This is a genomic window from Dongshaea marina, assembly GCF_003072645.1.
In the GTDB taxonomy this organism is placed as follows: Bacteria; Pseudomonadota; Gammaproteobacteria; order Enterobacterales; family Aeromonadaceae; genus Dongshaea; species Dongshaea marina.
Window position 1 is genome coordinate 4640750 of sequence record NZ_CP028897.1, and the last position, 20259, is coordinate 4661008.

General features: G+C 34.8%; 24 protein-coding genes. 2 read left to right on the forward strand and 22 right to left on the reverse strand.

Annotated elements, in window-relative coordinates; all coding sequences use genetic code 11:
- Positions 1–85: 85 nt before the first annotated feature.
- Positions 86–688 carry an outer membrane protein gene (locus DB847_RS21735; RefSeq protein ID WP_159084786.1) on the reverse strand — a complete coding sequence of 201 codons (603 nt, stop codon included), beginning with the start codon at positions 686–688 and terminating at the stop codon, positions 86–88.
- A gap of 204 nt (positions 689–892) precedes the next feature.
- Here DB847_RS21735 and DB847_RS21740 point away from each other — a divergent pair, with 204 nt between their 5' ends.
- Positions 893–1564 carry a response regulator transcription factor gene (locus DB847_RS21740; protein WP_108652544.1) on the forward strand — a complete coding sequence of 224 codons (672 nt, stop codon included), beginning with the start codon at positions 893–895 and terminating at the stop codon, positions 1562–1564.
- Positions 1565–1586: 22 nt separating this feature from the next.
- On the opposite strand, the gene DB847_RS21745 is transcribed toward DB847_RS21740, so the two are convergent.
- The 19 genes from DB847_RS21745 to DB847_RS21830 all read right to left on the reverse strand — a co-directional run bounded on the left by DB847_RS21745 (position 1587) and on the right by DB847_RS21830 (position 17315).
- Complete coding sequence (locus DB847_RS21745) at positions 1587–1838, reverse strand: hypothetical protein (RefSeq protein ID WP_108652545.1); 252 nt, start codon at positions 1836–1838, stop codon at positions 1587–1589.
- Positions 1839–2195: 357 nt separating this feature from the next.
- On the reverse strand, positions 2196–2753 hold the full coding sequence (locus DB847_RS24580) for a hypothetical protein (protein WP_159084787.1): 558 nt from the start codon (positions 2751–2753) through the stop codon (positions 2196–2198).
- Positions 2754–3428: 675 nt separating this feature from the next.
- Positions 3429–4010: a hypothetical protein gene (locus DB847_RS24585; RefSeq protein WP_159084788.1), complete on the reverse strand. Its 582-nt coding sequence runs from the start codon at positions 4008–4010 to the stop codon at positions 3429–3431.
- A 64-nt stretch (positions 4011–4074) separates the two neighbouring features.
- On the reverse strand, positions 4075–5325 hold the full coding sequence (locus tag DB847_RS21755) for a CpaF family protein (RefSeq protein WP_108652547.1): 1251 nt from the start codon (positions 5323–5325) through the stop codon (positions 4075–4077).
- Positions 5326–5515: 190 nt separating this feature from the next.
- On the reverse strand, positions 5516–6706 hold the full coding sequence (locus tag DB847_RS21760; RefSeq protein WP_108652548.1) for a vWA domain-containing protein: 1191 nt from the start codon (positions 6704–6706) through the stop codon (positions 5516–5518).
- 11 nt (positions 6707–6717) lie between these two features.
- Positions 6718–7422: a tetratricopeptide repeat protein gene (locus DB847_RS21765; RefSeq protein ID WP_108652549.1), complete on the reverse strand. Its 705-nt coding sequence runs from the start codon at positions 7420–7422 to the stop codon at positions 6718–6720.
- A complete protein-coding gene (locus DB847_RS21770; protein WP_159084789.1) occupies positions 7419–8183 on the reverse strand; it encodes a type II secretion system F family protein in 765 nt (254 codons plus the stop codon). Before DB847_RS21770 ends, DB847_RS21765 begins: the two co-directional genes overlap by 4 nt.
- A gap of 117 nt (positions 8184–8300) precedes the next feature.
- On the reverse strand, positions 8301–9212 hold the full coding sequence (locus tag DB847_RS21775) for a type II secretion system F family protein (RefSeq protein WP_108652551.1): 912 nt from the start codon (positions 9210–9212) through the stop codon (positions 8301–8303).
- Positions 9213–9244: 32 nt separating this feature from the next.
- Positions 9245–10282: an AAA family ATPase gene (locus tag DB847_RS21780; RefSeq protein WP_108652552.1), complete on the reverse strand. Its 1038-nt coding sequence runs from the start codon at positions 10280–10282 to the stop codon at positions 9245–9247.
- 213 nt (positions 10283–10495) lie between these two features.
- Positions 10496–10978 (reverse strand): hypothetical protein, encoded by a 483-nt coding sequence (locus DB847_RS21785; protein WP_108652553.1) that lies wholly within the window; start codon positions 10976–10978, stop codon positions 10496–10498.
- The gene (locus DB847_RS21790; RefSeq protein WP_108652554.1) at positions 10975–12327 is read right to left on the reverse strand and encodes a type II and III secretion system protein family protein; all 1353 of its coding nucleotides are present in this window, start codon (positions 12325–12327) and stop codon (positions 10975–10977) included. Before DB847_RS21790 ends, DB847_RS21785 begins: the two co-directional genes overlap by 4 nt.
- 3 nt (positions 12328–12330) lie before the next feature.
- Positions 12331–13056, reverse strand: coding sequence for a hypothetical protein (locus DB847_RS21795; RefSeq protein WP_159084790.1), 726 nt, complete (start codon positions 13054–13056; stop codon positions 12331–12333).
- A gap of 39 nt (positions 13057–13095) precedes the next feature.
- Complete coding sequence (locus tag DB847_RS26780; RefSeq protein WP_108652556.1) at positions 13096–13497, reverse strand: prepilin peptidase; 402 nt, start codon at positions 13495–13497, stop codon at positions 13096–13098.
- Positions 13498–13505: 8 nt separating this feature from the next.
- Positions 13506–14036 (reverse strand): tight adherence pilus pseudopilin TadF, encoded by a 531-nt coding sequence (gene tadF / locus DB847_RS21805; protein ID WP_108652557.1) that lies wholly within the window; start codon positions 14034–14036, stop codon positions 13506–13508.
- Positions 14011–14481, reverse strand: a complete 471-nt coding sequence (locus DB847_RS21810) for a hypothetical protein (RefSeq protein WP_108652558.1) — start codon at positions 14479–14481, stop codon at positions 14011–14013. The genes tadF and DB847_RS21810 overlap by 26 nt, the downstream gene beginning before the upstream one ends.
- Positions 14482–14496: 15 nt before the next feature.
- Positions 14497–15051: an OmpA family protein gene (locus DB847_RS21815; protein ID WP_108652559.1), complete on the reverse strand. Its 555-nt coding sequence runs from the start codon at positions 15049–15051 to the stop codon at positions 14497–14499.
- A 3-nt stretch (positions 15052–15054) separates the two neighbouring features.
- Positions 15055–15474: a hypothetical protein gene (locus DB847_RS21820; protein WP_108652560.1), complete on the reverse strand. Its 420-nt coding sequence runs from the start codon at positions 15472–15474 to the stop codon at positions 15055–15057.
- 78 nt (positions 15475–15552) lie between these two features.
- Positions 15553–15813, reverse strand: coding sequence for a Flp family type IVb pilin (locus tag DB847_RS21825; RefSeq protein ID WP_108652561.1), 261 nt, complete (start codon positions 15811–15813; stop codon positions 15553–15555).
- 884 nt (positions 15814–16697) lie between these two features.
- The gene (locus DB847_RS21830; RefSeq protein WP_108652562.1) at positions 16698–17315 is read right to left on the reverse strand and encodes a hypothetical protein; all 618 of its coding nucleotides are present in this window, start codon (positions 17313–17315) and stop codon (positions 16698–16700) included.
- 159 nt (positions 17316–17474) lie between these two features.
- Here DB847_RS21830 and DB847_RS21835 point away from each other — a divergent pair, with 159 nt between their 5' ends.
- Entirely contained in the window at positions 17475–18206 is a 732-nt protein-coding gene (locus DB847_RS21835) for a glucosaminidase domain-containing protein (protein ID WP_108652563.1), read from the forward strand.
- Between the two features lie 300 nt (positions 18207–18506).
- Here the strand turns inward: DB847_RS21835 and DB847_RS21840 are convergent, their stop codons facing one another.
- Together DB847_RS21840 and DB847_RS21845 are read right to left on the reverse strand one after the other, a co-directional pair.
- Positions 18507–19037, reverse strand: coding sequence for a hypothetical protein (locus tag DB847_RS21840; RefSeq protein ID WP_108652564.1), 531 nt, complete (start codon positions 19035–19037; stop codon positions 18507–18509).
- Positions 19028–19813, reverse strand: coding sequence for a winged helix-turn-helix domain-containing protein (locus DB847_RS21845; RefSeq protein WP_108652565.1), 786 nt, complete (start codon positions 19811–19813; stop codon positions 19028–19030). Before DB847_RS21845 ends, DB847_RS21840 begins: the two co-directional genes overlap by 10 nt.
- Between the last annotated feature and the right edge of the window lie 446 nt (positions 19814–20259).

A 20259-nucleotide genomic window follows, 5' to 3' on the forward strand; every position in this document is an offset into this window, starting at 1 on the left:
TATCGTACGGACTCAAAAATTTCGTAATGAAATGTACAAAAAATGAGATTATTATTCACCAAGGTGAACGCCAGCCCACATGGTATTAGAAGTTATATGAAATACCAAGAGCCATCATATCTATAGATGCGACCTGGTTGTAATCATCACTAGTTCCTGGATTTGGAAATGCTGTTGGTTTGCTTCCAAAAACGTGGCTAAGTTGGGTATTTAACTCCCAATTATTAGTTAGTTCATAACCCACACCCAGAGTAATCTTGGGAAGAGTTTGCTGTTTACTATAGTTGACCGAAGAATTACCTGACGTAACTTGCTTTACAAATGCGAGGCCAAATTTAGATATTACAATCCATCCCGAATCAAATTTATAACGCCCGATACCCATTAAGTCACCATGCTTTCCTTCATAGTTAAGTTGCAGACCATTCAACTCATATTTGTTTTCAGGATACATATAGTATCCTGCTTCTATACCATACTGTATACTATCGCCACCCCATAGATAACCTGCATTAATCCCACCAGACAGGCCACCTATTGAATCACTTCCAGAGTCAGCACTTGGAGTATCCATTCTTCCTATCCCAGCATTAATTCCAATATAAGGAGATGCAACTGCCTGAGAAACAAGTGAAGCTAATGAAAAAATAGATGCGATCGAAACAACTGAAGCTCTCTTACAATTCACTATATATACCTCTCATTAATGACCTAGTTGAAAACCTAACAAAAATAGAGTGCATAATATCAATAAACATGACCTATAATCTTGAAAATTAAGATAATCACACAAAATCATTGTTCTTCAAAAAAATAATAAAATTTCATTCTGTATAGAAATAAAAATGGCCCACAATATTGATGTAAGATATTCTATGCAAGGCCATCCAATATGAGACATAAATCACCAAGCAAAATCATCATCGCAGATGACCATCCATTCATAAGGCTAGGCATTAAGTCCATAATAAAATCCAAACTATCTCAATCTATGAGCGACTCTCTAATGATTGACGAAGCATCGTCACCAGATGAGTTACTAAGCAAACTGAGCACTAATGATTATGACCTTGCAATTACGGATTACTATATGCCTTCGATGGAACAGGCCGATGGTCTTTATATGATAAACAAGATCGTCCGGAAATATCCCCACCTTCCAATCATTGTCATTTCATCTATATCAAATGCCGGATTAATTGATAAAATACTCAACACGGGAGTCGCTGGGTATATATCAAAATCATCGGGAAATGAAATTATAGAAGCAATAAAATCAGTTATTAATGGATACCCATATATTAATAAAGACATAAGGGAGTTCTTAGAGTCTCAGGTTTGGAGGGTACGTAGCCGAACCCTTACCAAAAGAGAGAGCGAGGCAATAAGGATGTTTGTCAGTGGAAAATCTATAACAGAGATATCAAAAATAAATCATCGCAGTGTTAAAACCATTTTCAATCAAAAGAAAAGTGCCATGGATAAAATTGGAGTCAGAAATGACATTGAATTATTTCAATATGCAATTGAAAACGGCTGGGTCGAAAACAACATGAAACCCTAAATATATTGATAGTTATATACACCTATAGCTCTGCCGTATGACTATTCATAATCGAGTTTAGCTTTTCCCAGTTTTTTGCATAATTAGTATACTTATATGACACATAACCAGAGCCCGTTTCATCTTTAGATATCACATCTATATGGTTAATACTCGAAAGGCAATTTCTCACTGTGCTTCCTGGTATGAGTGCAATCATAGATATTTCTTTAGATGTCAGCCATCTTTTTTCTTTTTTTAAAATATTAATTAGCTGCTCTTTAATAGATGACATTTCTTACTCCCAACTTTATGTAGTGAATAATATTATTATAAGTACCTTGATATAGATGAAGCCCTAAAAATCAATAGAGCCTCTATCTTGTTAATATGTTATCTAACCACAGTCAGAATAGCTGTTCACTTTGACATCTTCTGATTTGTAAACAACATGACTATTGGAATGCAACTTTGTACTGTAATCATAATCAGATACTATCTGAAACACATGAAAATATAATTGCCTCATGAAATAATATCAGATTAACCTCTTTCATATAATCAGATATTGTTGTGATAGCAATCAATATAAAACATTAGATGAGAACAATAATCCCATTTGTTTGAACTAGAAATCTATTAAGTCATACTCTTAGTTATCTGGATTCACAATGACTTGTGTATCAGGCCCTCTGGACAGCAATGCATTTGCATTTCCATGCCCTCCAATATGGCCGCTCGATGATGCATGAGCTGTAATATCAGGAAATTTAGAACGTTCACCATATCGAGTTTCATAATCTCGCTCAGAGTCATCTAAACCGGATTCAATGCTAGACCTTGATGCTTGAGTATAGGTAGCAGTCACATCAAATTCACATGAACAACAGGCATGGTCACCTCTTACAGTCTGAGTAGGGCAGCTAACGGTAAAGCCATCTGGAGATCCCCCACCACAGGTAACTTTTCCGGAACTCTCCACAAAAATAGTCAGGTGTAGTGTTCCTGACACGCTGCCACTGAAGCCTGAATTATATCCAGCTTCAGCTGGTACATCATAATAGTAAGGAAATCCTGATGCGGATAATCCTTCCTCACATTTTTGTCCAAAACTTGGGGGACCATGATGCTCACAACTACACTCTGCATATACAAAAAATGGGCTTATTGACAATAACAAAGCAACAAGAGATTTTATCAAATAATTCATTTTTGTTTCCTTATGTTTATTCAGACACAATAATTCCGCCTTCAAAAAACAATAACTATATAGCGCATTTTAAATCCAAAAAATAAATATACTTTTTAGCTGCGGAACGATTACTAATTATATTCTCCATAGATATCAACACAAATCATCGCGGGGTCAAAATAATCTCAATCAAGAGAAAGATCTCACGGATGAGATTGGTTACAAAAAGCTATTTAATAATTTAGATATACAATTAGAATATTTATAGAAACATAACCAGAATCCGTTTCACTCTTAGAGATTACATCAATATTATTGCCATTCGAAAGGCAGTTTCAGATCATGCCTCCAGGTACTTTAGAGATGGCTGATATCTATTCTCACGGCAGCCACCAGTTCTCTTTTTAAAAAACACCAACTGATAGTTATTTAATTGAGAACATACCTTATCCCCAATGCAACAGTGGAAATTAAGCCTGTTGAAATACAATATTTACTTCAATCATTTTAACAATAAATAACTGAAGCTGATGAGACTCCATGTTCACACAGATCCTCGGTCTCTGGTCACCAAGTAGGTATCTGTCAAACAGCTCAATCACAATAAGTTGCACTATACTATTTAATTGGGTTACCTATTATCCTAGCAACCAGTAAATGATATTAAGATCAGCATGCTTCCAATATCATACCTCACTTTAGTGGATCAACAATTGATTCTTTTGAGGGTCCTTTAGAAAGAATTACATGAGCATTGCCAGGCCGACCTCCGTCTCCAATATGCCCAGCCGAGAATGCACTCGCTGAAAAATCAGGAAACTTTCCATTCTCTCCATAACGTGTTTCATAATCTCTATCAGAATCATCTAAACCTGACTCTAAACTAGCTCGAGATGCCTGCCTATACGTAACTGTCACATCATAATCACAAGTACAACAACTATGTCCTTTTTCTGAGGACACTGTTATAGAATTTGGATTGCAATATGCTGTAAATCCAGGAGTTCCTCCATTTGCAGTACTACAAGAGATACTTCCTGAGTCTTCTACAAACATCCTTAAATGTAACTGACCACTCACAGAGTCACTAAAACCTTCGTTATACCCTGCTGAATCAGGGATAGTGTAATATTCCGGAAAACCTGATGCTGATAAATTTTCCTCACAAGGCAGCAGAATCCCTGGTGGATTATATTCACAGCTACATCCAGCATAAGCAATTAATGATACTGTTGACATAAAAGAAACGACACAAACCCTTGCTAATAAACTCATAATATTACCTTATAGATATTAATAAATCAGAATCGAATCACCCCAAAAACAAAAGAGGCATGAGCTATAATTCTATATTCAGCCCAAAAAAATCAGCTTTCTTTTTAACTGCAGAGCGATTATGCACAGGGCTTTTAATATAGATCTCATTGAGATCTCTGCCACTTAGATCCATTGTCTGATCAAGTGAATAATACTCCTCCATAACAATTACATCACCCTCCAATCCAACAACTTCAGATATACTTGTTACTCGACGGCTTCCATCATTAAGTCGTTTAACCTGAACAATAATATCCACTGCACTTGAAATGTTCTGCTTGATAGCCTTCAAAGGAAGCGAAGCATTAGCCATCATGACCATATTTTCGATTCTTGATATAGCATCCCTTGGAGTATTTGCGTGTAGCGTTGTCATTGAACCATCATGCCCGGTATTCATCGCCTGTAGCATCTCAAGTGCTTCTGCCCCCCGGCACTCCCCAATGACAATACGATCGGGACGCATTCGTAGTGCGTTGATGAGTAACTTATTCTGATCAATTGCGCCAGTGCCCTCTATATTATCTTTTCTGGTCTCCAGTCTGAGAGTATGCTTTTTTGATAGTCGTAGCTCAGCGGCATCCTCAATAGTGATAATTCGCTCATCATCAGAGATGTATTCAGACAGAGCGTTCAGCAAAGTTGTTTTCCCTGAACCAGTCCCTCCCGATATGATTATGTTCAACCGGCAGTAGGTTGCAACCATGAGTAACTTTGCCATCTCTGAGGTCATAGCACCAAAATCTACAAGATCATTAAGTGAAATTGACTTATCAGAGAATTTTCTTATTGAAATACTAGTACCATCAAGAGCAAGAGGAGGCAGAACCATATTAACTCGGCTACCATCATGTAATCTTGCATCGCACAGAGGAGATGATTCATCAATACGCCTTCCGACACTTGATGCGATTCTTTTTGCTATCGTCTGTAGTTGTATTTCATCAATAAATTTTAATTCAGATTCCTCAAGCTTTCCAAACTTTTCGTAATATATTTGATTTGGACCATTTATCATAATGTCTGAGACCTGAGGATCATCCATTAGACTTTGCATTGGACCAAGTCCAACTAACTCATCAACCATATCTTGAACAAATAATTCCTTTTCAGAGAAAGATACTGGTAGCTGTTCCCTGGATATAATTACATCAATCGCAGTGGATATTTGCTCTCGAAGCTCCTGTGGGGTCAACCTAGATATCATATCAGCCTCAATAGCGGCAAATATTCCGGCCCTTACTTTCAGAAAGTACTCTTGCAGTAAATTCATTAACTTTTTCCCTTACACAGAATTAGGATTAATTCTTTTTCTTATGAAATTCCATCTTTCTTTATAACGTGCCGCCTTGAATGTAGCTAGAGCCTCATACTGCCAGCTATTAACATGATCTATAAATCCCTCCAAATCATTACTCCACTTTAGGCTGGATGCCTCATGGATTTCATCTTGCCTTGCTTGTCTACTTATACTTTGGATCATATAAATGGCCAACCTCTTCATAAAAAAGTAGTAAAATCTTGTTATATATATCTTCATAGTCTGTCGCAACAAAATAGCTATCCTGACTTACACAGTTTAAAGAAGGGATGTTGTTATCTTTATATGTAATGACAGCAATTCGATTAGGTTTAGTATCTAAAAAATCATGATTTTGATTAGGGTATTGTGAGTTCAGAAATCCTATTATTTCATCACACCGGCCTCCATAACTTCCAGAAGATGGATTATCTTCTTCATCCGTTAAAAGAATGATCAACCTCCTTTTTCCTGTTTTTTCTGTCGGTTGATCGCTTATCATTTGTGTCGCTCTATATAATCCTTCTATTGCATAGGTTTTTCCTATAGGCTTCCAACTCGCTATCTTTGATTTGAATTCATACGGATCATCCGTGAAGTCAATTTGACTTCCGATAAACAATTCTGGCTCTCCTTTAGCACTACTCTCTAAATCAGGTGGTCCAGTTGTAGTGTACGTCTGGTTATTGTCACCAGATGAAACCTCATTATATGCAACTGCCGCAAAACGATTCTTGGGAAAGAGTTGATCAATCTTACCATTTAACTCATCTATCTTGATGACGATCTTATTCATTACCTTAATCACACCCTGATACTTTTTATCTCTATCCCACTCATGAAACATGCTTCCTGAAAAATCAGCAACAAAAATTACATCAACATTATCGGATACTGACTTTCTTGCGACGCCAAACCCACTAACCTCTTGTTGCTTGTCAAACCCAGAATCAAACCAGGATTCAAACTTTGAATTTACCGATATTCTATACTCCAGGAACTTCAATCCGTTGCGATCGTATTTACCAACAGCTTCGCAATCAGTTCCATACACAGATCCACTGCGACAAAGAAGACTTTCGATATTTATATCACTATCTGATACCTCATAATCTGGAATAAAAACATCCAGGTAGCGCTTCACCATTTCTTTCTTTTCAGATTTTTGCTCAGTTAGTGTGGCTCCAGGAAATGATGATATTGCTATTCCGGCAGACTCTATGGCATCATTAACTCTTGAGTATGACTCTATATATCTGGCCCCCTCAACAGATAGAATCACCATAGATGAAAGTGTAAATAATATTAGGATTAAAGTTATTGTTGCCACGCCAGATTGATAGGACATTCTCATGGTAATTCCTGTCATGCCAATTTATTATAGATGACTCTCGCTTCATCGCGGGACACCTCATACTTTTCAGTTAGTATTTGCATGACATAATCTTTATCTCTTAATTTAGATAACACAAGAATCATATTGGAGGTGACTTTTTTATCTTGAGGATTTCTTAAATAGATTGGCATCAACATCCCTAGAGACTCCTTATACTTCCCTTCCATGTAAAGAGACACCGCAATATTATTTTTTATTTTTGTATTATCGAACAATAGCGCCCTAGCTTGATTAAACTGAACAATTGAATCTTCATACTTTTTCAGTGAAGATAAAACTATCCCTTTTTGGTTATAATATTTAGCAACATCAGACTTAGATTTAATTGCTGAGTTGATCAGCCTGAGAGACAGCTTGAATTTACCTAGCTTATAAAAGTTATCCGATTGCATAAAAAGATATTCTGGATTATTGCTATTTCTTTTTAGTAGATTTTCAATATGATATGAGGATGCTTCATAATCATTTAGTTTATAATAATACGTGGCTAACTTAAATCGATTTTCTTCTGAGTCTGACTTTTTAACCTTATCAGAGTATAACTTCACTAATCCAGAGTAATTATTTGCCTTTTCCATTATTGATTCTTTTTTCGCTGACTGATCGATTGTCTTATTCGTGCTGCATCCAACAAGCCATAGAATTGAAATAAATATTATAGTGAACTTAATCATGAAACCCCCATCATACGTAATATGCCTGGTGCTGTAATTAAAAAGACAATTGGAAGTAATATAAAAACAATCAAAGGTATCGACATTTTTGAAGACAGTTTTCCAATTTTTTCCTCCAGAGCTAAAGTCTTTACTTCACGAATATCTGATGAAAGATTGATTAACACAGAGTATATTGACGTTCCAAACTTAATACTTTGATTCAAAGTGTAAGAAAATGTTTTCACTTCAGATATGTTTATGTTCTCCTGTAGCTCATTGAGGGAAGCACGCATTCCTATAATGTTGCTTCGTTCCATAATTTTATCGATTATCTTTGATAGTAATGGGAATTGAAATTTAATCTCTTTTGAGATATATACCAATGATGATTCAATACTCATTCCGGTTTGAGAACATATCGCCATCAGATCAACAACATATGGAACACCTTCTCTCACCCTATGTATCACTTCTTTTTTTTTCGATCTTACCCAGCTAGCACAAACAAAACCTAATAGGATATAACAGATTGAAATGGCCGCAATCTTCATCTGAAATGATTCAAGTAGCTTAAAGTTTGAGCCTCCTACAAGTATATAAATTAAAATCGATATTGTGGCTGTATACTTAATTAACTTTGATTTTCTTTCAAGGTCATCAAAATAATCAAACTGCACATAATCTGATTTCTGTTTCTCATTAAATAATTCATCTTTGCTATTTTTAGATAAAAGACTAATAAATGTAAACTTATCCTTCAATTCTATATCATTGGACATATATCTCATCATAGCTAACTGTCTATTCTTCCTTATCAGGAATCCTCTTATCAGGTAGATTATGAGCAATGAAGAGAAAAGTGAGATAAACAACCAGCGTATTAATTCATGATTCATTTACTTTACCCCAGAAAGTAGCATTCTTATAATCCCCATCCCTATCAACTCACTTATAACAACATATCCTAGCAAATACCTCCCTATTGTTGAGGTAAATATGTAGTCAAAATTATCGGGGCTAAGAAACCTCATTATAATGAGAAATATGAATGGCAGACTTGCAACTATTTTAGCTGATGAACGCGCCTCGGCCGTTAAAGCCATCTTTTTTTTATCCGCAGCATAATTTGCAAAAATTATCCGATCAATCTTTTTTATCACCTCATTGAGCTGACCACCTTGTTCTATATTCACTTTTAAAGTCGATATAAAGAACTTGTATTCGGCTATATCTATCTTTTGTGAAGCCTTATCTAAAACTTCAACAGGTGGCTCGCCAATAATCAACCGGTCAGCAACCCACTTTAGTTCAATACCAACAACGCCCTTTATCGTTTCAGCTACGTATCTGAGGGAGTTAGTCAAACTCTCACCTGAAGATATAGAGCTAGCAAGCAAATTAATTGCGTCTGGGAACTCTGAAATGAACTTTTTCTTATAGCGTCCTTTTAATACTTTCATACCCATTATTGTGGAGACTATTATTGAAACACCCACGGATAAGATAATATTATTTACTAGATACTTGCTGATACCTAAACCGATTACAATTACAATAGCATAAAATAGTAATATCTTAACCCTGAATTTATCTCCTAACTCATGAATTGCACTTTCAATCTCGGCTTTTGCTTTAATTAGCAAACCACTTTTGCCAAAGGATATTAGACTTGTTCCTCCAGACGCTTCATCACTAGCTACCCCACTAGTGGCAGGTAAAAATCCTAATTTTGCCTTTTTTCTACTCCGAGTTTTATATTCAACAAAGATAAATATAACAATAAACAATCCCATTAGGTAATATATCATAGGAATCCGTCTTAGATAGAAATCAGAAGAGTTTATTTAGCAAAAAGTGATTTCACTATATCACTTAATCCACCTCTAAAATATTTTCTCGCAGCCTCAGATTGACTGCTTCCAATAACACTATTCGTCATATCGAAAATAGCATCACCAACTTTTGAACCAGATTTATAAGGAAGCTGTTTATCAATAAGAACATCATCTATTTTCTCCTCATATGGAATAACAAGATCAACAGAGATAGATAGTGTTTTTTCTATATAATTCTTTAGTGCTAGCAGGTTTGATTTCTGTTTTTGAACTATCACGATCAATGTTCTTACATCATTATTATTGGAGTTTACTAGCACAGAGAGCTCACGGAGAGATGAAAAACTACTATCTGAAACATAGAGGATCACATCGCTATTATTACTAATCCATTCACTATTTAGGTTTAGCGTATTTGCTCCGGAAATATCTGAAACAACAAAGCTAGTATCGTTAGATAGACAATCTGTTACCCTATCATTCACTGGAAATAGGTATGCTAGCTTTTCAAGAGGGAACCTCAAATTTACGAATTTTAATTTACTTGTTATTTCCTGAATAAATGGCTTAATAAAATTTGAATCTATTTTGTCAAGAGAAATATCTCTTAAGCTATCAATTGATTTAATATCTTTATTACCGAACAATATATCATGGCAGCCCTTTCCATTGTGATAATTGATGTATAACACTTCCCTATTTTTGACTTCAGATAAACAAAGAGCTAGTTGTGAAGATACGAGACTACAGCCAACCCCCCCTTTGGCACCTATAACATTAATTCGCTTTGCTGTTCTCTTTACGCCATCTCTCTTTGGGTTACCATTTATTATTTCTATAATTCGGGATATATTTTTCGGGAAGAATATATAATTAATTCCTTTAGATTCAAGATCTAATAAAAAAGAGATCTCATTAATGCTACCAATGACGATAATGTTTGTATCACTACTATATGACTGACTTATTGAATTTAGAAAGCTCTCAGATCTTTCTCTTCCCTCTAACTCAAATATCACATTTTGCACGTCGTGACTTTTCATAATTTCACTTTCATAGGTATCTTTATTTAATTCGATCCCTACTAGATCACCAAGCCCTTCTAATATAAAAACTCTTTGACCTGGTCAAATACATCTTCAGACTTATAATAAAAATATACTTTCTCACTCTTAACAACAGTTTCGTTGCTTTTCATTTTTGATGTTGATGTTATATTTTCTAATATTTTAGTTAAGCTCATTTATCCACCACCACTATTGGGTTTTAATCGAATTTTCATAGTTATTAATAGATTTATAGCGAAGATACTCTTGAGTGCAGCCGGAGTTATTTTGTGACAGATTGAGTATTGATATAGATCTGCAGTCTGGATCTAGCACTCTGTAGCTAAATATTTCAATTGCCATATCATAGCCATCTCCAAATTTTGGGTTTATCCTATTTATATTTATGTCTGATTTATCCTTACCTAAAGATATTAGCCAACTCTGAACCTTATTTGATATCTCTAAGCAGATATTTGTAGAGCATATGAAATTTATTCTTTTATGGATAAATAGTTCATCATCCTTTTTTAGTTCCTCTTTAATGTCTTCAATAACAACACTAGATCTCTTGTTCGAAGAATTAATTTTTACCTCCTTCTTATTTAGCCTTATTGGGATCTCATAGTTTATTTTTGATATTGCATTAAAGGACATGAAAACTGTAATACAGATAACTAGATACTTGATCATCTTGAATATCCCCCATCATTTAGTATTTTGCTGATTTTTATATTTTCTTTTGTATCTCGCTGTAAGTTAATCCCCAAAAATCGTGACAGATCAGATGTCTTATTCATAAAAGGAACTTTGATATCATACGGAGATATAGACTTAACTAGTGTGACAGTTGCAATGATGACCAATTCAGTTTTCACTCTCTCACTCTTAGTGTGCCTGAACATTGCACCTATAATAGGTACATCCCCAATAAATGGTATTTTCTCCAGGGACTCTCTGTCTTCAGAGTTTAGCAATCCTCCTAAAACAAAGCTGTCACCATCTGCTAATTGAAGTGTTGTTTTAGTCTTTCTCGATTTGAATGATGGAATCCCCTCGTATGAATGCTCTGCATCAATTGCACTTACACCTGTCGATAGAGATAGTTTAATATTTTTATGATTTATAACCTTTGCCGCAATATCAAGTTTCACACCAAATTCTTTATACTGCACATTAAAAGAATCTTGTGACTTCTGAACGATTGGCATCTCACCCCCAACAAGTATTGTTGCATTTTCCCCTGATAAAACTGATACATTAGGTTCAGCAAGAACTTGACCAACATTATCGTGATTGACGGCCGTAATCAAACCACGAATGTCATCTAATGATATACCTTTTCCTATGTTGAATTGTCCATTTCCACCTTCTGGAAAACCTTCTGATGACAGAAGATTAGACCATTTAACTCCCAGTTCGTTAACGATGGAAGATGAAACCTCAACTACATTGACTTTAACATTTACCTGTTGTGGAAAGCTTATTTTTAACTGGTTTGAAATCCCCTGGTATTCAAACTCATCTAATACTTTCTTTGAAACCTTATAACCAAATTTATCATCACCACTCTCACTGCCAGAATTATCATATTTCAACGGTATTTTATTTTTATTTAATAGTGTACCCACAATATTATAAATATCATCTTTTTCTTCTTTATTAGAAACAGTTCCGTATAATATGACCTGATCCCCTCGGTTTATGATACTGATATCAAGATCTGGATATTTATCCAGCACAGCTCGCTTTACCTTACCAAGACTCTTTTCAATAAAAACGGTTGATTTATATATAGTATTTCCTTTTTTATCATTGACTATGATACTCGTCTCACCTAGACTCTTGCCGTAAATGACCACCTGGCTTTTATCCAGAACCTTGTAATCTGCAACTTTTGGGTTAGAGACAAATATTGTGCTTACATCTTTTTGTAATCTTACGACTCTTGAATCGTTGAGCCCTATGACAATCACTCCAGCCAAAGCTGATTTTGAAATAATATATATAGTCAGCGCTATGTAAAATGTTTTTTTTAACATGAATTACCCTCTTAGTTCCTTAATTACAAATTCATCAGGAGATATATCATATATGTTTGCGCTATTACTAGCTGAGGATCCCTTGGTTGATTTATATATTTGGATCACACTTGCTGCCGATTCAGCAAAAATCAATTTTTTTAGCTCTGCTTGATTAACAGCCAGTTTTATTTTACTTATTTTGTCTTTATCTATACCTATATCTAGTATTTTTTTATTTGAAATGAGCTTTATTGCTTTATTATTAAGGCTCTGAGAGCTTCGGGATCTCACGACATTGGATGAAGGTAACATGATAAACACATCAATAATATCATCTATACGGATATCACTCTTGCCTATCGATTGCTTTTTTAAGGATAATTCATACAGCGTCGAGCTGTTATTTATCATTAAATCTAAGTAACCAGGCTGATTAGGATATAATATATCATTATTGTTTACAGGCTGATCCTTTTGGATATTTTGAGCCGCCCTAGCCTTATCTTTTAAAATGAACTCCCCTTGGATAGATATATTAAGTTTATGGACTTCATCTTTAGTAAGCTTACGCTTAATAAGATCTCTCTTTGTAACCAGCTGCCCTTCTATGATATTATTTCTTGCGAAAGAAACATTGTACATTAGCGCTCTTTTTTTAGGCTCTTTATGAGCTGTGTTTTCATTTTTATTTCCAAAGATATTAGAGGATATAAAAATCAAAAAAAACACTACTGCAAATGCTAACAAGAAAATCCTGCTTCTATTCAAGAACCACCTCCAACTATATTAATTTACTAAGATATACGATACTAGTATTGGTATGCTAAATGGTGTCGTTCTGTATATCGATTTATCTCTTTTTATGATATATCTTTCCATCAAATATATGATGACTGTCGAGACCCCACCTATGGTTAAAGTAGATACAATTAGCTGACTAATTACATCAGGTTTGAGCCATGGGATCATGCTCATCAGTATTTTAATATCAGCTCCGCCAATAATATTAAGCTTCATAAGTATTAGACCAAGAAAAATAATAATAGGTAACATCATTAAGCTTGATGCATATATGTATCCACTACGATTAAACTCCGTTATGAAAAGTATCAGCACAAACTTATTCTTTATTTTTCTATACACACAGTCATTTACTACAATATATATGGTTATTATGGAAAATAGCATTGGAGGTATTATCGTGAAAGACTTATCGCATCGGAGTGAACTATGGCATCACCAATCTCAGTATTTCCCATGAAAGGTTCGTTTTTATAGCATAATGTCACCTGATACAGTAACCTCCTTTGCGCATTATGTGTTATTGGTGAAAAATCCTGACCGGCCTCTTTAGGTTTACATTCGTAACCTGCTGAACCCCGTTGCCACTTCTGATGTCGATTAGGGAAACCATATTGCTGAAAAATAACTTTAAGGTTACTTTCTGAGAAATTGTTTATTGTGCGTCCTAATGATTGTTTTATGAATAAATAGAGCAAATCAATTTCGTTATTATCGACATTCTCACCGGTGCCGGTGAAAAGCTGAGTTCGCTCCTTAAATAAGCTCACAACAGAGAATGAAACTCTATTTATTTTTCCTCTAGTTGATAAGGCTATTACTGAGTCTTTCACAAATAGTAGCATTAGCCCCATAAAGAATGCGACCATTGCAAACTCTATTGAAAATACTCCTTTTTGTTTAGTTATGGAATTTATTCCTTTCATACTCCTGGACCTCAACAATTTCTCGCTTAAAGTTTATCTTGGGAAATATCGATGTAAATATCGGAATATATTGATAGTCTATTTTATATAATGCAATTGGAGATTTCGTATTGAAGTTTTGAGAACCATTCGCTAACTCGGTTATGCTTCCATAATACTCAACGTGTGTTTTTATACTATTAATGTCCATAAAATATTTCCAAATAGCATTTCTCTTATTTTGTCTTTTATATTCATTAAAGCTTTCAAGGTAATCATCCCCAAGAGAGTCGCTTGCTTGTGCCCATTGATTTTTTGAGGCTCTAATTGATTCTGAAAGAGCGAGATCTAAGACAGCTGATTTCAAGCCAATCAGGGAAATCTCAAATAATATAAAAATGAATATACAAAATACAAAAAATCCGATAGAAAACTCAATTGTCACGACGCCCTTCTGATTTTTCATATCCTCCCCCGAAGCTTATGCGTTCAATTTATATATTTCTACACGCCGTCCCTTTTTACCCGGTTCACTTTCACCATAGGCCCTTATCACTATATTTGATGGCTTAAACCCTTGGGTTATCAAGTGCTTTTTAACCTCTTCTGCTCTTCTTTCACTCAATTTTTTATTAAAATATTTATCTCCGGACTGGTCTGCATAGCCATCAATAATAATGTTTTCATTCTCCATATTAACCCCAATTAAAATCTCGCTCATTAATCTCTTAAGTTCATCCGTTAGTTCAAATTGAGAGTTATTATAGTATAGTGTTGCCATTAGCTTATTTGTTGGCAATTGAATACACTGCTGCCTAGCACTTGTTAGCACCTTATCACTTGAATACAGCTTATCCTTCATATATGTGTATGACTTTTTACCATCAAGATGAAAGCCAACATTCAAATATTGGTATGAGTTATTTACTTTTAAATAATTGTCATTCTTTATTATACATTTCTCATTATTGGATTTAGCTTGTGTTGGTATTGATATTATTAGCATGGTGGCTATTGTAATTATCTTTATTTTCATATATCACCTGGTCAATAGTTTAATAACATTGCTATTTACAGAATTTATATCAATTGCTTGCCGATTGATGACTTTACTATTTTCCACTTCAAAATATTCAGGAATCACCCTTGGTCTCATCCATAAACTAAAATCAAAATCATCATTAGAAAGGTATATGAACTCACCTTTGAATTCTTTCTTTTTGTTTGCTAAGTCAACAACAACCAAGGTTTTATTAGCCAGTCTTATTTTTTCTTCAAATAAGAGAAGATTAATACTCTCAACCAACTCTTGCTGTTTTTTGTTATCACTGTTAACAAACAGATAGCCTGTAACTTCTTTCGTGCCACCTGATTTTGCAAACAGCAGTGAAGTAAATATCAGGACCCCTATTATTTTAGATTTATATTTCATACCATGGTCGTTAATATCGATATTCATTTATTGGCTCATGCAGCGACCTCTGTTATGCCTATGAGCCAGCTCTATATATTTTGTTCTATATCCCTCTCTGCATTGCTATCCGGTACCACCACCGCCATTTTCACTACCACTACCGGCATCCGCTGCCTTATCAATATTAGCTGATATCGTGTCAACAGCATGATTTAAGGCTTTATTCAAAACACCACCTTCTCCCATCACAGCCGCAACGATGGCTGAAATAGCAACACCAACAATGGCATATTCAACCGCGGTGACTCCGCGCTCATCATTAAAAAATTCATTTGATAATATTTTAACCTTAGTATAGCCAAGTCTGCACAGGTCATTGAACATAATTAAGATTCTCCAAAGTCATGATTCCTATAAGTGATAGCTACCGCACCCCTTTAGATCAAGCTAAGTTGGCTAGCATCTCTTGATGTAGCATCCTTACGTTTATAGATCGTCGTCCTGACGTGATATTAGATAGTTCTCTTACTTTCATTTCATCTATACTCGAAATCACCCCCATACGATAATTCGCGGGATAAATTAATGAAAGCTGAACGGATATTACTCCGTCATTGAGATTTTCCTCAATTACTAATTATGAATAAATTTGAAACTTATAATGGAATAGTGAAACACGAATAAAACTCTTATTTATCAGTGGGTTATCATGGACTGTGCAGTGCCGTGTGAATATAATATTTCTTATTACTAAGGTGGGTAATCCGAAAATTTCATACTTTACCTGTACTTAGATTATTCATGAGGCTTATCATCAGCTTTTCAATTCGGAGGTTGTGATAGAAAGCGAGCTTTTAATCTCTATTGAAAATTACCAGGGAGTAAACAGCCTGATATTTAATTTTCTCTTGGTTCATTAATACTTATCATATGTACTATCTTAAAAGATAGTCCTGCATCAGTTGAGATTACTAGTTAAGAAGTTAGGAAGTTAAGAAGTTAAGAAGTTAAGAAGTTAAGAAGTTAAGAAGTTAAGAAGTTAAGAAGTTAAGAAGTTAAGAAGTTAAGAAGTTAAGAAGTTAAGAAGTTAAGAAGTTAAGAAGTTAAGAAGTTAAGAAGTTAAGAAGTTAAGAAGTTAAGAAGTTAAGAAGTTAAGAGTCGCGCTATCCTTTAAGGAAAATCAAATCAACTGCGGGCTTGCAGAAACCGCATTTTATCTGCAAGCGACCATTGCTCCTTATTACTTATGATGCTCAACCGAAATAATGTTAGCTTAATTTATGAGTATTTCCATATTGTAAATATTCTTTTATCTCTTTAGTCAAGTCATCCATATCTACATACTCAGAGTTAATGGGATGCAATGGCAATCCGCTCATGGCGTCAACTACTTCGATGTTTTTAAGCTGCTTATTTGGATTTCTTAGTATATCATCCTCTGATAAGTAGTTTTTTTGCCTAATTTTCACCCTTTTTAATCCTGGGTATGCCCTAAACTGTACCAGGATTGGCCTACCAACTACCTTTTTACCCATGTGTCCAACATCTATCCCAAAATCAGGATAGTGCTTATTGTATTGAATAATCACGTTATGTGTACCTCTATCCAATTCACTATCTCTAATACCAGCAGTTAAAATACTACCGTCGGCAATAATGATTTTATATGGAGACTCCACATATATAGGTGCTTGTATTTCTTTCGTCAGCTCCAATGCCTTTCCATTAATATTGATTTTTTCAAGCCCTCCATAAAAGTAGATCCCTGTAATTAGCAATCCAGTAAGTAAGCAAAAATTGATTAGTGATATTTTGACAAGCTTTAATCTTTTCTCGTTTTTCGTGAATGAATTTTTATCTTGATCCGATTCATGATTATCTGACATGCCCTATTCTCCATCCTTAGATTGATTACTATTACCATTATCTATTTACAGCATGTTTGCTCAATGGGAATTATCTTACTTTTATTTGGGAGTATTCTCATTCACCATTTCATTTAAAAATCCGACACTTTACCCCCTCTTTGATTATGGTGTTACCTGATGAAAGCTAAAGCTATTACAATGATTTTGATTACCGGGTTATCAGTTCCCAGTTATGCAAATATGACCAAACTGTCGAATAATGTAAGTCCACCTGAATTCCTAAACATTAAGAATACAAAAGAGAAGAAGGATACTTTTTTTAACTATTTTTATAATATCTCGAAACATGAGAACATGAAAATTCTTTCAGAGAGGGAAACATTACTCAATTACCCTAAAATGCTTAATTCAATTTCAAGGATATGCCATAAGTACAGTAAGTTTAAATGTAATCCTGAGCAACTTAATCGTAAGACGATCGACTCCTTACTATCCAGGGTCGATATTATCCCCTATTCACTTATTCTTGCGCAAGCAGCAAATGAATCAGCCTGGGGCTCATCACGATTTGCAAGGAAGGCTAATAACTACTTTGGTCAATGGTGTTTTAGTAAAGGCTGTGGCATTGTTCCCCTCAATAGGTCTATAGGGATGCATCATGAGGTTAAAAAGTTTAATTCGCCCCAGGAGTCTGTAGCGGCCTATATTTTTAACCTGAATACAAATTCAGCCTATTCTAAGCTTAGAGAGATCAGAAATCAGTCACACTTAACAGGCAAACCCATAACGGGAACCTCTCTGGCAAATGGACTTCAAAAATATTCAACTAGAGGGAATGATTATATTAGAGAAATAAAACAGATGATCAAATACAACCATCTAGCTGAACGTTTTGATTCCATTGGATAATCACTTTATGGCATAAATTTGGAGTGGTTGAATACCATAAATATTAATAAATCAACAAGTTAAGTTATCTGAATTGATTGTTGTGTTGCTTCTGCTGTTGATGACTGGCTAAATCATCAACAGCACACTGTGAAAGCAGGTCTATTCCACTCGGCTCTCAACCGCATACTCTAAGGGTTTCTTAGTGCCTGAATCGATACTATGACCTCTTCTTTGCCATGAAAGTCACTACTATTTAATCTGCTTCACATATTCTTTCAGAAGTAGAACAAAATCATAATAAACTATAATGACATTTGCTCAGAAAACTGCATTCTCTTCTGCTGAGGACTCTTTCGAACCATATTGGTCATAACGTCTATCTTCTTTTTTATATAGTACATAAAGATCTCCATATGCAGAAATAAACTTGACATCCTGATCTGAGTAGATCATTTCAAATTTTTCATTTCTATATTCATTGGATATAGAGACAATACGCCGATATCTCTCTGATTCATCTAAGTTTGAAATTTTTGGAAGATCATAGGGCTCTACGCATGACTTAAATTTATAGTCATAACCATTATGGCCATAGATCTCTCCCTTCACATGAAATATTGCCGTATCATTGATTCCATTTTCATCCAGGAAAATACTGCCACTATACTCTCCATCCTGATTGAATCGAATATCTCGACTAATTTTAGTAACAGAACCTTTTGTATCGGTTTGGATAAGATTAGACTTATATCTACCACTTGCAAATGAAGACCTATCCCCATAGTAGAAGGTGGAAGTAAATATTATTGCGAATAGAGCCAGAACAAAATAATGCATAGCTAATAACATCCGGATTCATTGAGATAACTGATGACTTCTTTTTGATCGACATTCAGACCAATAAAGCTTCGTCCGGTTTTTTTCTCTCTAAAATAGATACCGAACTTTTCTATCTTATCATCTGCATCATAGGCCACTATACTATCGCAAGTTAACTTATTCACTAGTTCCTTAATGAAACTAGTACTTTTATCTCCACTATTGATTAACAGCGTTATCTTAGAGCTATTATCATTACTCTTTGTAACGATATTGTAATTACGATTGTTTTCAACTTTATTTTTCTCATCAAAAATATTGATAAGATTAAATATTATCCCCATCAGAAATATGCTACTGGCAAAGTATGAAATGTAGCGCGCTTTAGCTGTATTCAACTTAGAAGCTAAAAAGCCATTTTTTTTAGAGTCACCCTGCTGCTCAGCATTTACCAAAATCTTTTCTGCAACTGCAGAGCTTTCTTTATTGGATGTTTCGGACGTTGATTGAGTGATTATTTTATATCCAACTCTTGGCACAGTCATTATGACAGGCTCTTCATGATATAAATCGATGACACTTCTAAGATTCGCGATTGACTTAGCCAATGATGAGTCCGTTACGACAGAGCCTCGCCACGCGTACTCCTTAATCCTATCTTTTGTGAGATCCGTATTTGCGTTACGAATCAAAAACTCGAGTACTTTTGTTTCACGTGAGCCCAGTGTATGCTTAGCTCCACTAGCCTCCAAAAGACACCTGTCTGGATAGAAGCTTAGAGCTGGAGATATTTTATATACTTTCATAAAGATCAGTTGTTCCTTGATTCGTAGCTCTTAGCCAACCAAAAGTAAGCACAATTGAATCTATACCTGTCTGATATTGATGAAAAATCATAATTCGTTAACTTGGTAAATCTTGTTCAATTTATGAGCGGCGCGGTATTATCACGATCTATTGAGCAATTGTCTACCTCTTGTTCGATACATATTGTTTTTTTTTACATAAAGTTACACTCAATCACAACCAACCAACACTACTCTTAGTCTTTGCAACCCTACACATAATGCTGAATTACACCTAGCTACCGAACATATAACGCATTGTTATAAAAATATTGAATTATATTTTATGCGCCAGTTTTTGTCTAAAGCCCTTTTGTTTGATTATTTATGCTCTGAGATTGCAGAGAGATGCCTACAAGTTAAATGGGATATTTCTGATTATTGGCCTGTCAGGCTCTTGCAGAATT

What these genes read in the sequence shown, in the direction of transcription:
- DB847_RS21740 (WP_108652544.1), top strand. Translation starts at nt 893, where the DNA reads ATGAGACATAAATCACCAAGCAAAATCATCATCGCAGATGACCATCCA.
- DB847_RS21745 (WP_108652545.1), bottom strand. Translation starts at nt 1,838, where the DNA reads ATGTCATCTATTAAAGAGCAGCTAATTAATATTTTAAAAAAAGAAAAA.
- DB847_RS24580 (WP_159084787.1), bottom strand. Translation starts at nt 2,753, where the DNA reads ATGAATTATTTGATAAAATCTCTTGTTGCTTTGTTATTGTCAATAAGC.
- DB847_RS24585 (WP_159084788.1), bottom strand. Translation starts at nt 4,010, where the DNA reads ATGAGTTTATTAGCAAGGGTTTGTGTCGTTTCTTTTATGTCAACAGTA.
- DB847_RS21755 (WP_108652547.1), bottom strand. Translation starts at nt 5,325, where the DNA reads ATGAATTTACTGCAAGAGTACTTTCTGAAAGTAAGGGCCGGAATATTT.
- DB847_RS21760 (WP_108652548.1), bottom strand. Translation starts at nt 6,706, where the DNA reads ATGAGAATGTCCTATCAATCTGGCGTGGCAACAATAACTTTAATCCTA.
- DB847_RS21765 (WP_108652549.1), bottom strand. Translation starts at nt 7,422, where the DNA reads ATGATTAAGTTCACTATAATATTTATTTCAATTCTATGGCTTGTTGGA.
- DB847_RS21770 (WP_159084789.1), bottom strand. Translation starts at nt 8,183, where the DNA reads ATGTCCAATGATATAGAATTGAAGGATAAGTTTACATTTATTAGTCTT.
- DB847_RS21775 (WP_108652551.1), bottom strand. Translation starts at nt 9,212, where the DNA reads ATGATATATTACCTAATGGGATTGTTTATTGTTATATTTATCTTTGTT.
- DB847_RS21780 (WP_108652552.1), bottom strand. Translation starts at nt 10,282, where the DNA reads ATGAAAAGTCACGACGTGCAAAATGTGATATTTGAGTTAGAGGGAAGA.
- DB847_RS21785 (WP_108652553.1), bottom strand. Translation starts at nt 10,978, where the DNA reads ATGATCAAGTATCTAGTTATCTGTATTACAGTTTTCATGTCCTTTAAT.
- DB847_RS21790 (WP_108652554.1), bottom strand. Translation starts at nt 12,327, where the DNA reads ATGTTAAAAAAAACATTTTACATAGCGCTGACTATATATATTATTTCA.
- DB847_RS26780 (WP_108652556.1), bottom strand. Translation starts at nt 13,497, where the DNA reads ATGCTATTTTCCATAATAACCATATATATTGTAGTAAATGACTGTGTG.
- tadF (WP_108652557.1), bottom strand. Translation starts at nt 14,036, where the DNA reads ATGAAAGGAATAAATTCCATAACTAAACAAAAAGGAGTATTTTCAATA.
- DB847_RS21810 (WP_108652558.1), bottom strand. Translation starts at nt 14,481, where the DNA reads ATGAAAAATCAGAAGGGCGTCGTGACAATTGAGTTTTCTATCGGATTT.
- DB847_RS21815 (WP_108652559.1), bottom strand. Translation starts at nt 15,051, where the DNA reads ATGAAAATAAAGATAATTACAATAGCCACCATGCTAATAATATCAATA.
- DB847_RS21820 (WP_108652560.1), bottom strand. Translation starts at nt 15,474, where the DNA reads ATGAATATCGATATTAACGACCATGGTATGAAATATAAATCTAAAATA.
- DB847_RS21825 (WP_108652561.1), bottom strand. Translation starts at nt 15,813, where the DNA reads ATGTTCAATGACCTGTGCAGACTTGGCTATACTAAGGTTAAAATATTA.
- DB847_RS21830 (WP_108652562.1), bottom strand. Translation starts at nt 17,315, where the DNA reads ATGTCAGATAATCATGAATCGGATCAAGATAAAAATTCATTCACGAAA.
- DB847_RS21835 (WP_108652563.1), top strand. Translation starts at nt 17,475, where the DNA reads ATGAAAGCTAAAGCTATTACAATGATTTTGATTACCGGGTTATCAGTT.
- DB847_RS21840 (WP_108652564.1), bottom strand. Translation starts at nt 19,037, where the DNA reads ATGTTATTAGCTATGCATTATTTTGTTCTGGCTCTATTCGCAATAATA.
- DB847_RS21845 (WP_108652565.1), bottom strand. Translation starts at nt 19,813, where the DNA reads ATGAAAGTATATAAAATATCTCCAGCTCTAAGCTTCTATCCAGACAGG.